This is a genomic window from Streptomyces sp. NPDC041129, from assembly GCF_055592265.1.
The window spans coordinates 1,605,227-1,620,058 of the sequence record NZ_JBVIYV010000001.1 but is presented as its reverse complement, the minus strand read 5'-3'; the positions used below and the strand labels follow the sequence as shown (position 1 = coordinate 1,620,058).

Genomic DNA, 14,832 nt, shown 5'->3' with positions numbered 1-14,832 from the left:
TCTTCCGTGACCGGGGTCACTTCAGGGGGGTTACTCCGCCGCGCGCAGCTGTTCTTCCGTCATGCCCTGCCGCCAGTACCCGACGAAGGTGATGCGCCGCCGGTCGATCCCGCGCTCGCCGGCGAAGTGCCGGCGCAGTCCCCTCACCCGGCCGGACTCGCCCGCGATCCACACGTACGGCCGTTCGGCGGGCGGAAGTCGAGCGGCCCGCACCGCGTCGACGGCAGCGGGGGAGGCGTCGTGGCGCACCAGCCAGGTGATCTCCGCGTCGGCCTGCGTCGCCACGTCCTGGATGTCACCGGGGTGCGGCACCTCCAGCCAGGCGCGGGCCCGCGTTCCGGCCGGCAGCGACTCCAGGACGGCGGTCGCGGCGGGAACGGCGGTCGTGTCCCCCCAGAGGACGACGAGATCGGTGTCCGCCGGGGGCCGGAACCGGATCGCCCGGTTGTCGGCGATCGCCGGGCCGAGCAGCAGAACACGGTCACCGGGTACGGCCCGGGAAACCCACCGGGAGGCGGGTCCGGCGGGGGTGTGCAGGGCGAAGTCGATGTCGATCTCGTCGGGATCGCGGCGCAGGGCCCGGAGCGTGTACGACCGCATCACGGCCCGTACGTCGTCCGGGAGTTCACGCCAGCCCTGCCACCAGCCGTCGCCCAGTTCGAGGGGTACGGCCGGTTCGGTCTGGCCCGGGTGCGGCAGGAAGAGCGACAGGGACTGGTCGCGCCCGTCGGAGCGGAAGGCGTGCAGATCGTCGCCGGTGAAGGTGACCCGGACCAGAGACGGCCCCAGCCGCCTTGCCCGTACGACCTGGAGGGAGAAGAAACGGAACGGGGCGGCTACGGCCGTCGTCATGGGGGGCTCCTGAGGTTGCCGTTCAGGAAAGAGGGGTTCAGCCGACCTTCTTGGCCTTCTCCAGCGCCTCGGCCAGGCCGGTGAGCAGCGGCACGCACTTGTCGTAGGAGAGGATCGGCTCCGGGGAACGGGCGATGACCTGTCCCGCCTTTACCGCGGGCAGCTTCTTCCAGGTGGCCTTGGTGATGCCGGCCGGCTGGATGGCCGAGGTGCGGTCGTCCATCATGATGATGTCGGCCTGGTACTTGTCGACGTTCTCCCAGCTCAGCGACTCGTACCAGCCGCCGCCCTGCTTCTTGGCGCTCTCCGGGGGCTCGACGAAGTTCACGCCGAGGGCCTTGAAGTACTCCAGGTCGATGGAGAGGTTGGTGCCGGAGACGTAGAAGAGCTGGTCGCTCGCCGAGCCGGCCATCACCTTGACGCCGGGCTTGGCCTTGGCGGCGGCACGCAGCCGGGCCGAGGCGTCCTCGAACCGCTTCTTGGCGTCCGTCACCTTCGCGGCCTTCATGTCCGCGCCGAGCGACTCGGCCAGCTTCCACATGCGCTGCAGCGGCTGGGTGAGCTGACGGTCGTAGACGGAGACGCCGACGCTCGGTGCGAGCTGGGCGATCTTCTTCTTCGACTCGTCGGGGACGTACCAGAGGGTGCCGGCGCCGTCGAACATGGTGCTGATGAGCACGTCCGGGGCGAGGGCCGCGTACTTCTCGATGTTGAACTGGCCCCAGGTGTTGCCGAGGATCGTCACCTTGCTGATGTCCATGTCGCCGGCCTGGACGTCGGCCTTGCCCGCCGTGGTCTTCGTCGGGCCGAAGACGCCCTTGACCTGGATGCCGTAGTCGTACAGCGCGGCGGCGGCACCGGTGAACGCGACGATGTTCGCGGGGACCTTGTCCAGCTTCACCGTCGTGGCGCGGTCGTCCGTGAAGCTCCAGGGGCCGGACTTGCCGCCCTTCGCCTGTCCGTCGGACCCCGCGTCTTCACCCTTGTCGTCACCGCAGGCCGCGAGCGCGGCGCCGAGTCCGAGGGCACCGCCCGCGGCGAGCAGACCGCGACGGGAGAAGTGGGTGGAACGGGCATGGGACATGGGTATGGCTGCTTTCGACCAGGGCGTGGCCGCCCGCCGGACAGTTCGAAGGTAGGTTAGCCTAACCTCAGTGGATGTCCAGGGGTGGGGCTCGCGTGGCCGAGGTGAGTCCTCGTCAGCCTGCGGTGCCGCGCCCCCGGCGCGGGTCAGAACTCGTAGTCGGTGATGACGGCGTTGCCGTAGACGTCGTAGACGGAGGCGTGGCCCTGCTCGGAGTGCTTCCAGCCGGCGAACGCCTTGACGACCGCGGCGGCCGCCTCCTGGGGGTCCGGCACCGAGGACTTGCCGCCGCCGATGTCGGTGGAGATGTAGGCGTCGCCCGTCCGTTCGTTCCATTCACCGAGGATGCGCTGCACGCGCGGGGCGGTGGCCACACGCGGGAACCGGGAGCGGGCGACGGCTGGAAACCGATTGGCCCGGTAAAAGCATCGTGACCGTCAGTGCGGCGGGCGGCACGCCCGATGCACGCACCAGGCCGATGAAATGCCGCGCGCGACGAGTCTCTCCCCCGTTTTCCCTTTCCGGTCCCGCGCTTGCTCGGTGGTCAGCCGAACGTTCAAGGGCAAGTGGCCGGAATCGGAACGGAACCTAACATGATCGTCAACTTGCTTGCAATGGGATGCCTCTGAGACGACGTCAGGGGAGGGAACGCGAAACGCGGGGCGATCGGCGGATCCGCCTGCCGATGCCCCGCGTCCTCAGCGGCGGGGAACGCCTCAGCCGGTCAGGCCCAGTTCGCGGGCCACCAGCATCCGCTGCACCTCGCTCGTGCCCTCGCCGATCTCCAGGATCTTGGAGTCGCGCCACATGCGGGCCACCGGGTACTCGTTCATGAAGCCGTATCCGCCGTGCACCTGCGTGGCGTCGCGGGCGTTGTCCACAGCGACGGTGGAGGAGTACAGCTTGGCCATCGCCGCCTCCTTCTTGAAGGGCTCGCCGGCCACCAGCCGGTAGGCGGCGTCACGCCAGGCCAGGCGGGCGGTGTGGGCCTTCATCTCCATATCGGCGATCTTGAACTGGATGGCCTGGTTGGCGCCGATCGGCCGGCCGAAGGCGTGGCGTTCCTTGGCGTACTTCACCGACTCGTCCACACAGCCCTGGGCCAGCCCGGTGGCGAGTGCCGCGATGGCGATGCGGCCCTCGTCGAGGATGCGCAGGAACTGCGCGTAGCCCCGGCCCTCCTCCCCGAGCAGGTTCGCGGCGGGCACCCGGACGTCCTGGAAGGACAGCTCACGGGTGTCGGAGGCGTTCCAGCCGACCTTGGAGTAGGGCGCGGCGACCGTGAAGCCGGGAGTGCCGGACGGGACGATGATCGCTGAGATCAGCGGCCTGCCGTCCGGCTTGCGGCCGGTGACCGCCGTGACCGTCACCAGACCGGTGATGTCGGTGCCCGAGTTGGTGATGAAGCACTTCGTGCCGTTGATCACCCACTCGTTCGTGTCCGGGTCCAGGCGGGCCGTGGTGCGGGTGGCACCGGCGTCGCTGCCGCCGTCCGGCTCGGTGAGGCCGAAGGCGCCCAGGATCTCTCCGGAGCAGAGCCGGGGGAGCCACTCGCGCTTCTGCTCCTCGGTGCCGAAGAGGTGGATCGGCATGGCGCCCAGCGAGACGCCGGCCTCCAGCGTGATGGCCACCGAGGAGTCGACTCGGGCCAGTTCCTCCAGGGCGATGCCGAGGGCCAGGTAGTCGCCGCCCATGCCGCCGTGCTCCTCCGGGAACGGCAGCCCGAACAGGCCCATGCGGCCCATCTCGCGGACGATCTCGTACGGGAACTCGTGCCGCTCGTAGAAGTCGCCGATCTTCGGCGCCACCACGTCGTGCGCGAACTCCTCCACCGTACGGCGGAGTTCCTCCAGCTCGGGGCTGAGACGGTGGTCCATGCTGATCACTGGTCCTTGTGGGAGAGAGCGCGGACGGTACGGGACGGGCTCGGGCGGCCCAGCTGTTCGGCCATCCACACGCTCGTGGCGGTCAGACGGCCGAGGTCGACCCCGGTCTCGATGCCGAGGCCGTGCAGCATCCATACGAGGTCTTCGGTGGCGAGGTTGCCGGTGGCGGACTTCGCGTACGGGCAGCCGCCGAGGCCTCCGGCGGACGCGTCGACCGTCGTCACGCCGTGCTCCAGGGCCGCGTAGGTGTTCGCGAGCGCCTGGCCGTAGGTGTCGTGGAAGTGCACGCCGATCGCGTTCGTCGGCACGCCCTCCTCGTTCAGCAGCGCGAGCAGCTCCAGGACATGGCCCGCAGTGGCCACGCCGATGGTGTCGCCGAGGCTCAGCTCGTCGCAGCCCATGTCGCGCAGGGCCTTGCAGACGCGGGCCACCTGGTGGAGCGGGACGGCTCCCTCCCAGGGGTCGCCGAAGCACATCGACACATAGCCGCGCACCTGCGCGCCGGCGTCCTTCGCCTGCCGCACCACCGGTTCGAACACGGCCAGCGACTCGTCCACCGTGCGGTTCAGGTTGGCCTTCGCGAAGGACTCCGTGGCGCTGGCGAACACCGCGATCCGGCGGGCGCCGAGCGCCAGGGCCCGGTCCAGGCCGCGCTGGTTCGGCACCAGCACCGGGAGTTCGACGTCGAGGTCCGAGACGAGCGGGAACAACTGCTCGGCGTCGGCGAGCTGGGGCACCCACTTGGGGTGCACGAAGCTGGTCGCCTCGATCGTCGTCAGGCCCGCGCCGGCCAGGCGGCGGATGAACTCCGCCTTCACCGCCGTCGGCACGGACGTCTTCTCGTTCTGCAGCCCGTCGCGCGCACCGACCTCGTGGATCCGCACCCGCGCGGGCAGATCCTGGGCCGGTACGACCATGGGCAGTCCCTCGGCGCTCACTTACGCCTCCTCCTTGGGCGTGATGACGGCCAGGACCTGGTCCATGGCGACCGTCGAGCCCGGGGTCACGTCCAGCTCGGCGACCGTGCCCGCGTGCGGGGCGGAGACGACGTGCTCCATCTTCATCGCCTCGACCACCAGCAGGCTCTGCCCGGCCGCGACCTCGTCGCCGACGGCGACCTTCACCACCGTCACCGTGCCCGGCATGGGCGCGGTGAGCGAGTCGGCGCCCGCGTGCGCCGACCGGGTCAGGGCGGCTTCCACCGGATCGTGGTCGCGCACCTGCCAGGCGTCGCCGTCGCGGCCGATCCAGTCACCGGCCCGGCGGAAGGTGTGCCGGACGCCGTCGAGGGTGACGGACACCCGGTCGCCGGTGACGGTGTGCGTGCCGCGCGGGGTGTACGCGACCGCTTCCTGCGCCCGGAGATGGACGACGGGCGGCCTGGGCGTGCCGCCCAACCGCCAGCCGCTCGGCACCGAGAAGGGGTCGACCCAGCCGTCGCCGGCCGGCCGCAGCGCCTCCAGCCGTACGGCCGCCGCCGCCTCGTACACCTCCTCCGGCACGTCCGTGGTGACCAGCTCGTCGACCACCCGCTCCACCAGCCCGGTGTCCAGCTCGCCGGCCACCACCGCCGGGTGCGCCAGCAGCCGCCGCAGGAAGCCCGCGTTGGTCTGCACGCCCAGCGTGACGGTCTCGGCGAGCGCGGAGCGGAGCTTGCGCAGCGCCGTCTCCCGGTCGGGGCCGTAGGCGATCACCTTGGACAGCATCGGGTCATAGAGGCTGCCCACCTCGGTGCCCTCGCTGAGCCCCGAGTCGGTGCGTACGCCGTCACCCTGGGGCTCGTTCAGCAGCCGCACCGTGCCGCCGGAGGGCAGGAAGCCGCGCGCCGGGTCCTCCGCGCAGATGCGGGCCTCCACCGCGTGCCCGGTCAGCCGGACGTCCTCCTGCGCGAAGCCCAGCCGTTCCCCGGCCGCCACCCGCAGCTGCCACTCCACCAGGTCCAGGCCGGTGATCAGCTCCGTGACCGGGTGCTCCACCTGCAGACGGGTGTTCATCTCCATGAAGTAGTACGACGAGGGGTCGCCGCCCGGCACGATGAACTCCACCGTGCCCGCGCCCCGGTACCCGCAACTGCGGGCCGCCTGCACGGCTGCCTCGCCCATCGCGGCCCGGGTGGCCTCGTCGAGGAGCACGCTCGGCGCCTCCTCGATGATCTTCTGGTGCCGCCGCTGCAGCGAGCACTCGCGCTCGCCGAGATGGACGACGTCGCCGTGCCCGTCGGCCAGCACCTGGATCTCGATGTGCCGGGGACGGTCGATCCACCGCTCCACCAGCAGGGTGTCGTCGCCGAAGGAGGCGCGGGCCTCGCGGCGGGCGGCCGCGATCTCCTCCTCCAGCACCGCCACGTCCCGCACCAGCCGCATGCCCTTGCCGCCGCCGCCCGCCGAGGGCTTGAGCAGTACGGGCGTCCCGATCTCGCGGGCGGCGTCGGCCAGTTCGGCGTCCGTGAGGCCGCTGCCGCTGGAGCCCGGCACCACCGGGACCCCGGCCGCCTTCACCGTCTCCTTGGCGCGGATCTTGTCGCCCATGAGCGCGATCGCGTCCGCGGAAGGGCCGATGAAGACCAGCCCCGCCTCCTCGCAGGCACGCGCGAAGCCGGCGTTCTCGGCGAGGAAGCCGTAGCCGGGGTGGACCGCCTGGGCGCCGGTGCGGGCGGCGGCCTCGAGCAGCCGCTCCACCGACAGATAGCTCTCGGCCGCGGGCGCCGGGCCGATCCGTACCGCCGTGTCGGCCTCCCGGACGTGCCGCGCGTCGGCGTCGGCGTCGGAGAAGACCGCCACCGAGCGGACGCCCAGCGAGCGCAGCGTACGGATGACGCGTACGGCGATCTCGCCCCGGTTGGCCACCAGCACTGTGTCGAACACGGTTCCCCTCCTCACATCCGGAAGACGCCGAACTGGGGGTCTCCCAGCGGCGCGTTGGCGCAGGCCGTCAGGGCGAGTCCCAGCACCTGACGGGTCTCCATCGGGTCGATCACGCCGTCGTCCCACAGGCGGGCGGTGGCGTAGTAGGCGTTGCCCTGGCTCTCGTACTGGGCGCGGATCGGGGCCTTGAAGGCCTCTTCGTCGTCGGCGGGCCAGTCCTCGCCGCGCGCCTGCATCTGGTCCCGCTTGACCGTGGCGAGCACGGAGGCGGCCTGCTCGCCGCCCATCACGGAGATCTTGGCGTTGGGCCACATCCACAGGAAGCGGGGGGAGTACGCCCGGCCGCACATCGAGTAGTTGCCGGCGCCGTACGAACCGCCGACGACGACGGTCAGCTTCGGCACGCGCGTGCAGGCCACCGCCGTCACCATCTTGGCGCCGTGCTTGGCGATGCCACCCGCCTCGTAGTCCCGGCCGACCATGAAGCCGGAGATGTTCTGCAGGAACACCAGCGGGATGCCCCGCTGGTCGCAGAGCTCGATGAAGTGGGCGCCCTTCTGGGCGGACTCCGAGAAGAGGATGCCGTTGTTGGCGACGATCCCGACCGGGTGGCCGTGGATCCGGGCGAAGCCGGTGATGAGGGTCTGGCCGAACTCGGCCTTGAACTCGGCGAACCGCGAGCCGTCGACCACGCGCGCGATGATCTCGCGCACGTCGTAAGGGGTGCGGGAGTCCACGGGGACCGCGCCGTACAGCCCGGACGGGTCCACCTTGGGCTCCACGGCCGGGGTGACCTCCCAGGGGAGGGACTGCCGCGCGGGCAGCGTGGCGACGATGTTCCGCACGATCCGCAGGGCGTGCGCGTCGTCCTCGGCGAGGTGGTCGGTGACGCCGGAGGTCCGGGAGTGCACCTCGCCGCCGCCCAGCTCCTCGGCGGTCACGACCTCGCCGGTGGCCGCCTTCACCAGCGGCGGGCCGCCCAGGAAGATCGTCCCCTGGTTGCGGACGATGACGGCCTCGTCGCTCATGGCCGGTACGTAGGCCCCGCCGGCCGTGCACGAACCGAGGACGGCCGCGATCTGCGGGATGCCGGCGCCGGACATCCGTGCCTGGTTGTAGAAGATCCGCCCGAAGTGCTCGCGGTCCGGGAACACCTCGTCCTGCATCGGCAGGAACGCCCCGCCGGAGTCGACGAGGTAGACGCAGGGCAGCCGGTTGTCGAGGGCCACCTCCTGCGCGCGCAGGTGCTTCTTCACCGTCATCGGGTAGTACGTGCCGCCCTTGACGGTAGCGTCGTTCGCGACGATCACGCACTCGCGCCCGCTGACCCGGCCGATACCGGCGATCACGCCGGCGGCCGGTGCCTGCCCGTCGTACATCCCGTCGGCCGCGAGGGGAGCCAGCTCCAGGAAGGGCGATCCCGGGTCGAGCAGCGTGTCCACCCGGTCCCGCGGCAGCAGCTTGCCGCGCGCGGTGTGCCGGGCCCGCGCCTTCTCGCCCCCGCCGAGAGCGGCGGCGGCCAGCCTGCCGCGCAGTTCCCCGACGAGCGCGAGATGAGCCTGTTCATTGGCCCGCCAGGCCTCCGACGCGGGATCGGCCGCGCTGTGAAGCTCCGGTGCCTCTTGCATCCTTGCGGTCCCCTCACCCAGTGGTGACTGTTAATGAGCGTTAACCATTTCCTCCAGGTTAACGACCGCTAACCTCGCTGTCTAGAATTACTGGCATGGTCACCAGAACCGACGCCCCCACCCGCCGCGAGCAGATCCTCAAGGAGGCTGCCCGGCTCTTCGCCGAGCGCGGCTTCCACGGCGTCGGGGTGGACGAGATAGGCGCCGCGGTCGGCATCAGCGGCCCCGGCCTGTACCGCCACTTCCCCGGCAAGGACGCGATGCTCGCGGAGCTGCTGGTCGGCATCAGCGGCCGGCTGCTGACCGGGGCCAAGCGCCGCCTGGCCGAGGCCGACGGCGGGACCGGGGCCCCGGAGGTCCTGGACTCGCTCATCGAGGGCCACATCGACTTCGCCCTCGACGACCGCCCCCTGATCACCCTGCACGACCGCGAGCTGGACCGGCTGCGCGACAGCGACCGCAAGCTGGTGCGGCAGCTCCAGCGGCAGTACGTGGAGCTGTGGGTGGACGTGGTGCGGGCGGTCTACCCCGGGCTGACCGAGCCCAGCGCCCGCTCGGCGGTCCACTCGGTCTTCGGCCTGCTCAACTCCACCCCGCACCTCGGCCGCGCCGGCACCCTGCCGGGCCGCGCCGCCACGGCGGCCCTGCTGCACCGGATGGCCCGGGGGGCGTTCGGGGCGGCCGGGACGGGCGAGGACTGAGCCGCGAGGCGCTCCCGGCCGCCGGGTGGCCAAGGTCACCCTGGACGGCTGAACGTACCCGCCAGTATCTTGGAGTCTGAGCAAGCGCTTAGACATGCCCGAATGTCATGCCGAGGTACGTGGAGGTGGCGGCGTGCGCCGTACGGTGTTCAACGAGGATCACGAGGCGTTCCGGGAGACCCTTCGCGCCTTCATCGAGGCCGAGGTCGTCCCCGTCTACGACGAGTGGTTCGCCGCCGGCCAGGCGCCGCGCGACTTCTACCACAAGCTCGGTGAGCTGGGCATCTTCGGGATCAACGTGCCCGAGGAGTTCGGCGGCGCCGGTCTGGACAGCCACAAGTTCGAGGCCGTCCTCTACGAGGAGACCGCCCGCGCCGGCGTGCAGTTCGGCGGCTCCGGCGTGCACGTGCTGCTCGCCCTGCCGTACATCAAGATGCTGGCCACGGACGAGCAGAAGAAGCGCTACCTGCCGAAGTTCGTCTCCGGCGAGGAGATGTGGGCCATCGCGATGACCGAGCCGGGCACCGGCTCCGACCTCGCGGGCATGAAGTCCACCGCCAAGCTCTCCGAGGACGGCACGCACTACGTCCTCAACGGCGCCAAGACCTTCATCACCGGCGGTGTGCACGCCGACAAGGTCATCGTCTGCGCCCGTACGGCCGCGCCGACCGCCGAGGACCGCCGCCACGGCATCTCCCTGTTCGCCGTGGACACCAAGTCCGAGGGCTACTCGGTCGGCCGCAAGCTGGACAAGCTGGGCCTGCGCACCTCCGACACCGCCGAGCTGGCCTTCGTCGACGTCAAGGTGCCGGTCGAGGACCTGCTCGGCGAGGAGAACAAGGGCTTCTACTACCTCGGCCACAACCTGGCCTCCGAGCGCTGGGGCATCGCCTTCGGCGCCTACGCCCAGGCCAAGGCCGCGGTCCGGTTCGCCAAGCAGTACGTGCAGGAGCGCACCGTCTTCGGCAAGCCGGTCGCCCACTTCCAGAACACCAAGTTCGAGCTGGCCGCCTGCCAGGCCGAGGTGGACGCCGCCGAGGCCGTCGCCGACCGCGCGACCGAGGCCCTTGACGCCGGTGAGCTGACCCCCGCCGAGGCCGCCTCCGCCAAGCTCTTCTGCACCGAGGTCGCGCACCGCGTCATCGACCGCTGCCTCCAGCTGCACGGCGGCTACGGCTACATGAACGAGTACCCGATCGCCCGCCTGTACGCGGACAACCGCGTCAACCGCATCTACGGCGGTACCAGCGAGATCATGAAGACGATCATCGCCAAGGACATGGGTCTGTAAGGTCCCCGCAATCACTGGCGGGTACAACCACCTCATGAGCCAGGCACTTCAGGACCTCCTCGATCTGCTCGACCTCGAGCAGATCGAGGAGGACATCTTCCGCGGCCGGTCCCGATCCGCCGTCGTACCCCGCGTCTTCGGCGGGCAGGTCGCGGCGCAGGCACTGGTCGCCGCCGGACGTACGGTCCCCGGGGACCGGGCGGCCCACTCCCTGCACGCGTACTTCCTGCGGCCGGGCGACCCAGGCGCGCCGATCGTCTACAGCGTCGACCGCATCCGCGACGGCCGGTCCTTCACCACCCGCCGCGTGGTCGCCGTGCAGCACGGCAAGCCGATCTTCCATCTCTCGGCGTCCTTCCAGACGTACGAGGAGGGGCTCGACCACCAGGCCGCCATGCCGGCCGCGCCCGACCCGGCCGCGCTGCCCACCTCCCAGGAGCGGATGCGCGGTTACGCCCATCTCGCGCCCGAGGTGGTGGAGCGCTTCCTCGAGGCACGCGAGGCCATCGACCTGCGCTATGTGGACGAGCCGCCGTACGGCAGGTTCGGCGAGCCGCGCGAGCCGCACTCCCAGGTGTGGTTCCGCACCAACGGCAAGCTGGACGACGACCCGCTGCTGCACGTCGTGCTCGCCACCTACGTCTCCGACATGACCCTCCTCGACTCCGTGCTGCTGGCGCACGGTCGCGGCGGCTGGGCCGTCGGGGACGTCGTCGGGGCGTCGCTGGACCACGCGATGTGGTTCCACCGGCCCTTCCGCGCCGACGAGTGGCTGCTGTACGACCAGGAGTCGCCGTCCGCGCACGGCGGCCGGGGCCTCGGCCAGGCCCGTATCTACACCCAGGACGGACGGCTGGCCATCTCGGTCATCCAGGAGGGCGTGGTCCGCGTCCCCCGCTGAACCCGTCCCGCCGGCAGGCCCGCCCACGCCCTCGCATCGAGAGGGCGCGGGCGGGCCTCGCCGCGTGGGTCAGTCCCTCCGGATGAGTTCCGGATCGATGCGCCGCCCCACCAGCGGCAGCGTGCCCAGCGTCGCGACGACGACCACACCCAGGGCGGCGCACACCAGCACGGGTATCCCGGCGAAGTCCCAGAAGACCTCGCCGCCCCCGGTGATCAGATAGCTGGACTCGGCGAGCTTGCCGGTGACCAGCGCCAGCGCGAGGCCGATGGCGAGCGGCAGCACGACCTGGACGCTCTGCACCGCGCGCAGGGTGCGGCTCCTGGCCCCGATCAGCGTGATGGCGGTGACCTGCGCCCGGCGTTCGACGGCCCGGTCGGTGACGGCGACCAGGAACGCGGCGACACCGATCACCAGCCCCATGATCATGCCGAGCACCAGCAGCGTCTCGATGACCGCGATCTGCTGCAGACTGTCGACGTTGACGCCGACCGGTTCGACGGAGACGGTGGGCGCGGCGGCCGCGATGCCGTCCAGGACGCCGCGCACCACCTGCGGATCGGAGCCGCTGGTGAGTACGAGTCGCGCCGAGTCCGGACGGGCCCCGGCCGGCAGGGCGGAGGGCGGGACGAGAAGGTCCTCGCCGCCCGCCGCGGACGGGTCGTAGGCCGTGTAACTGATCGCGGCGGAGGGGACGGTCACGGAGAGCGTCACCTTCCGCCCGCCCTCCCGCAGATGGAAGGGGAAGGAAGCGCCCCGGTGCACCCACGGATTGGGGATCGAGCCCTCGTTGACCAGTCGCATGACCTTGCCGTCGGCGCAGCCCTCGGCGTGCACCACGAGGCGGGAGAACTGGGAGCAGGTGGCGACGACGACGGAGATCCCGTCGATGGAGTCGGAGTCGGGATCGCTCCACGAATCCATCGTCAAGCCGTGCGCCCGTACGCCCGGCACCCCGGTGATTGCGCGCTGCTGCTGTGCGGTGAGGTCCGACAGCGGTATGGAGTAGTCCTGCGTGGGGCTGCTCGGCTTGCTGACCTCCTGGAACTCGATCAGCACGCCCTGCGCGAGCGACGCCGCGAAAACGAGTAGCACCAGCCCGGTGACGACCCGCATGGTGCTGCCGGGCTCCACCTCGTTGCGGCGCATGGCCAGGTTCAGCGCGAGGGACCGCGTCGTGCCGGCCACCCTGCGGGCGAGCAGGTACGAAAGCCAGGGCAGGGTCAGCACGAGCCCCGTCCCGGTCAGCAGCACTCCGCCCACCAGGAGGACGGCGAAGATGCCGTCGCTCGTGGCCGGGTGGTCGGTGAGCCCGGTGGCGCAGAACCCCGTGACGATGCCGAGGCCGGTGACCAGCAGCAACCCGCCCCACTTCGAGGGAGGCTTCGGCACGGCCGTGCGGCGCACCGCCAGCGGGTTGGCGGCGGCGCTGCGCGCGCTCGCCCGGCCGACGAACCAGGCCAGGGCCGGGCAGCCGATCAGGCACACGGCGACGGTGCTCCAGGACAGGGCGCCGTCCGCCGGGTACCAGCGCAGGGCGGGCAGCCCCGAATGGCACAGGGCTTGGTTGAGGATCCAGTACTCGCCGAGCCCGAGAAACGCGCCGAACAGCGCGGCGACCACGGTCTCGGCGGCGTTGACGCGCTGCGTGCCCTTGGTGCTCAGGCCCAGCAGCCGCAGCGAGGCGAGGCGCCGGGTGCGGCTGGCGGCGGAGAGCCGGGCGCAGACGGAGAGGAAGACGGCCAGCGGGAGCAGGACGAGGGTGCCCAGGGCGAAGCGGAGGTTGGTGAGGGTGGAGGGGTCGACGACCGGAATGGGCGTGTAGTCATAGCCGAAGGACTTCAGTGTGCCCGTGTCGCTGTCATTCGCGATCTTGGCAGGGGTCGTTCCGACGTAGGCGTACAGCTCGTCGGGGTCGGTGAGGCCGGACGCGCCGATCAGGCCCTTCACATGCCCCGGAAGGAGACCTTTGAGCGCCGGCTCGGCGCGCAGTAGATCGCGCACGCGCGGAGAGGTGAAGACTTCGCCAGGGCCCGGCAGTTCGTCGAGGCCGGGCGGCGGCGTGTGCGTGCCCTTGCCGCCCTCGGCGATGAAGACCCTGGTGAAGGGCTCGGAGCCGTGAGGATCCTTCCGCTCCAGGACGAGGGTCGCGCCGGCCCGCTTCCCCGACGTCTGGGGTTCCCGGGCAGCGGCGCGTCCGTCGTGCGCGTCCAGGATCGCCGGGATGGTCAGGACGAGGGCGAGGCAGCACACGCCCAGTGAGCCGCCGACCGCCATCAGGAAGAAGCGGACACGGTTGCCTCGCTTGGCGCCGAACAGCAGGCGCAGGCCCAGGAGGAACTCCCTCACACCGGCCTCCGCGGGGTGAGTACGCCGTCGGCCATCGTGTAGTGGCTGTCGGCCTGCGCCGCGACACCCGGGTCGTGCGTCACCAGCACCACGGCGGTCCCCTGGGAGCGCGCCAGGTCAAGAAATTCCCGCAGTACGGCGTCGGCGTTGGCGCTGTCCAGTGACCCGGTGGGTTCGTCTGCGAAGACCACCGCCGGGCGGTGCACCAGGGCACGGGCCACCGCGACGCGCTGACTCTGCCCGCCCGACACCTGCGAGGGCCGCCGCTCGCGCAGCTCGCCCAGACCGAGCCGTTCCAGCACCCGGCCGGCTTCCGCCAGAGCGGCCTTCTTGCGCTTCCCGGCCAGGCGCAACGGCAGGGCCGTGTTCTCCTCGACCGTCAGCTCGGGCAGCAGTTCGCCGTACTGGAAGACGAAGCCGAAACGCTCGCGGCGCAGCGAACTCATCTCCTCGTCGTCGAGGTCCGCGAGCACCGTCCCGTCGAAGCGCACGCGCCCGCGCGCGGGCGGCAGCACCCCGGCCAGGCAGTACAGCAGCGACGACTTGCCCGAGCCGCTCTGCCCGGTGACGGCCACGACCTCGCCTCGCGCGATCGAGAGATTCACGCCGCGGACGGCGAGGTGACTGCCGTAGGAGAGCTCGACGCCCGAGGCGGAGAGAATGTGTGACGTAGTGATGACTTCCCCCAGAAGCGGGAGGGCCCAGGCTCGCACCTGGGCCCGGGATCTCGCCGGTGTACCGGCTACGGCCGCTTGTAGTGCTTGGTCACGGAGCAGTTGTCCGGGTGGAAGGAGCCCTTGTCCCGGCACACGCGTATGTAGGCGTTGACGGTGTAGCGCTCGGCGCCGTCCCAGTTGAGGTAGTCCATGGGGACGCTCTTCTTCTGCTTGCCGTTGTACCGGCTCCAGTCGTAGCCCTCGACCTTCGCCTGCATGTACACGTTGTGCCCGTCGTTCGGGCTCGCGTCCTTCAGGTTGCCCTTCCACTCGAAGGCGCCGTGGTGCTGGCCGGCGGGCCAGAAGGTGTACTTGCCGTGGTTGAACTCCGCGCCGCCGGTCGTCAGCTTCGGAATCGTGTGCCAGGAGGCGGCGAACGCGGTTCCTGCCCCCGTGGCGAACAGGGCTGCCGTCAGGATGCCTGCTGCCAGTTTCCGCATGTGTTCTCCCGTTTCAGTTGTGTGATTCCTGGTGGTCAGGCCAGGAACTCGTAGAACGTAGCCGCAGGCGCCGTCAGGGCAGCTCGAATTTGGGTGCGGTATGGCGGTGTTTGGGGCGGT

Annotated in this window: 13 protein-coding genes; 3 read left to right on the top strand and 10 right to left on the bottom strand. The window is 70.9% G+C overall.

Annotated features, from left to right (window positions below):
* Positions 1–30: 30 nt before the first annotated feature.
* The 7 genes from ACZ6B1_RS07055 to ACZ6B1_RS07025 form a co-directional block, all read right to left on the bottom strand.
* Positions 31–852, bottom strand: coding sequence for a siderophore-interacting protein (locus ACZ6B1_RS07055; RefSeq protein ID WP_468775697.1), 822 nt, complete (start codon positions 850–852; stop codon positions 31–33).
* Positions 853–889: 37 nt separating this feature from the next.
* Positions 890–1,936 carry an ABC transporter substrate-binding protein gene (locus tag ACZ6B1_RS07050; RefSeq protein WP_468775695.1) on the bottom strand — a complete coding sequence of 349 codons (1,047 nt, stop codon included), beginning with the start codon at positions 1,934–1,936 and terminating at the stop codon, positions 890–892.
* A gap of 146 nt (positions 1,937–2,082) precedes the next feature.
* Positions 2,083–2,292: a hypothetical protein gene (locus ACZ6B1_RS07045; RefSeq protein ID WP_468775693.1), complete on the bottom strand. Its 210-nt coding sequence runs from the start codon at positions 2,290–2,292 to the stop codon at positions 2,083–2,085.
* Positions 2,293–2,652: 360 nt separating this feature from the next.
* Positions 2,653–3,813 carry an acyl-CoA dehydrogenase family protein gene (locus ACZ6B1_RS07040; protein WP_468775691.1) on the bottom strand — a complete coding sequence of 387 codons (1,161 nt, stop codon included), beginning with the start codon at positions 3,811–3,813 and terminating at the stop codon, positions 2,653–2,655.
* A 5-nt stretch (positions 3,814–3,818) separates the two neighbouring features.
* Positions 3,819–4,739, bottom strand: coding sequence for a hydroxymethylglutaryl-CoA lyase (locus ACZ6B1_RS07035; RefSeq protein WP_468776054.1), 921 nt, complete (start codon positions 4,737–4,739; stop codon positions 3,819–3,821).
* A 21-nt stretch (positions 4,740–4,760) separates the two neighbouring features.
* Positions 4,761–6,686, bottom strand: coding sequence for an acetyl/propionyl/methylcrotonyl-CoA carboxylase subunit alpha (locus ACZ6B1_RS07030; protein WP_468775689.1), 1,926 nt, complete (start codon positions 6,684–6,686; stop codon positions 4,761–4,763).
* Positions 6,687–6,697: 11 nt separating this feature from the next.
* Positions 6,698–8,314, bottom strand: a complete 1,617-nt coding sequence (locus ACZ6B1_RS07025; RefSeq protein ID WP_468775687.1) for a carboxyl transferase domain-containing protein — start codon at positions 8,312–8,314, stop codon at positions 6,698–6,700.
* A 95-nt stretch (positions 8,315–8,409) separates the two neighbouring features.
* Between ACZ6B1_RS07025 and ACZ6B1_RS07020 the strand changes: the two genes are divergently transcribed.
* The 3 genes from ACZ6B1_RS07020 (at position 8,410) to tesB (ending at position 11,207) form a co-directional block, all read left to right on the top strand.
* Positions 8,410–9,015 (top strand): SACE_7040 family transcriptional regulator, encoded by a 606-nt coding sequence (locus ACZ6B1_RS07020; RefSeq protein ID WP_468775685.1) that lies wholly within the window; start codon positions 8,410–8,412, stop codon positions 9,013–9,015.
* Between the two features lie 133 nt (positions 9,016–9,148).
* On the top strand, positions 9,149–10,306 hold the full coding sequence (locus ACZ6B1_RS07015; RefSeq protein WP_468775683.1) for an acyl-CoA dehydrogenase family protein: 1,158 nt from the start codon (positions 9,149–9,151) through the stop codon (positions 10,304–10,306).
* A 34-nt stretch (positions 10,307–10,340) separates the two neighbouring features.
* Entirely contained in the window at positions 10,341–11,207 is an 867-nt protein-coding gene (gene tesB / locus ACZ6B1_RS07010; RefSeq protein ID WP_468775682.1) for an acyl-CoA thioesterase II, read from the top strand.
* A gap of 69 nt (positions 11,208–11,276) precedes the next feature.
* Here the strand turns inward: tesB and ACZ6B1_RS07005 are convergent, their stop codons facing one another.
* The 3 genes from ACZ6B1_RS07005 to ACZ6B1_RS06995 all read right to left on the bottom strand — a co-directional run bounded on the left by ACZ6B1_RS07005 (position 11,277) and on the right by ACZ6B1_RS06995 (position 14,712).
* A complete protein-coding gene (locus ACZ6B1_RS07005) occupies positions 11,277–13,556 on the bottom strand; it encodes an FtsX-like permease family protein (protein WP_468775680.1) in 2,280 nt (759 codons plus the stop codon).
* Positions 13,553–14,161, bottom strand: a complete 609-nt coding sequence (locus ACZ6B1_RS07000) for an ABC transporter ATP-binding protein (RefSeq protein ID WP_468775678.1) — start codon at positions 14,159–14,161, stop codon at positions 13,553–13,555. The genes ACZ6B1_RS07005 and ACZ6B1_RS07000 overlap by 4 nt, the downstream gene beginning before the upstream one ends.
* A gap of 137 nt (positions 14,162–14,298) precedes the next feature.
* Positions 14,299–14,712 carry a hypothetical protein gene (locus tag ACZ6B1_RS06995; protein ID WP_468775676.1) on the bottom strand — a complete coding sequence of 138 codons (414 nt, stop codon included), beginning with the start codon at positions 14,710–14,712 and terminating at the stop codon, positions 14,299–14,301.
* Positions 14,713–14,832: the final 120 nt, after the last annotated feature.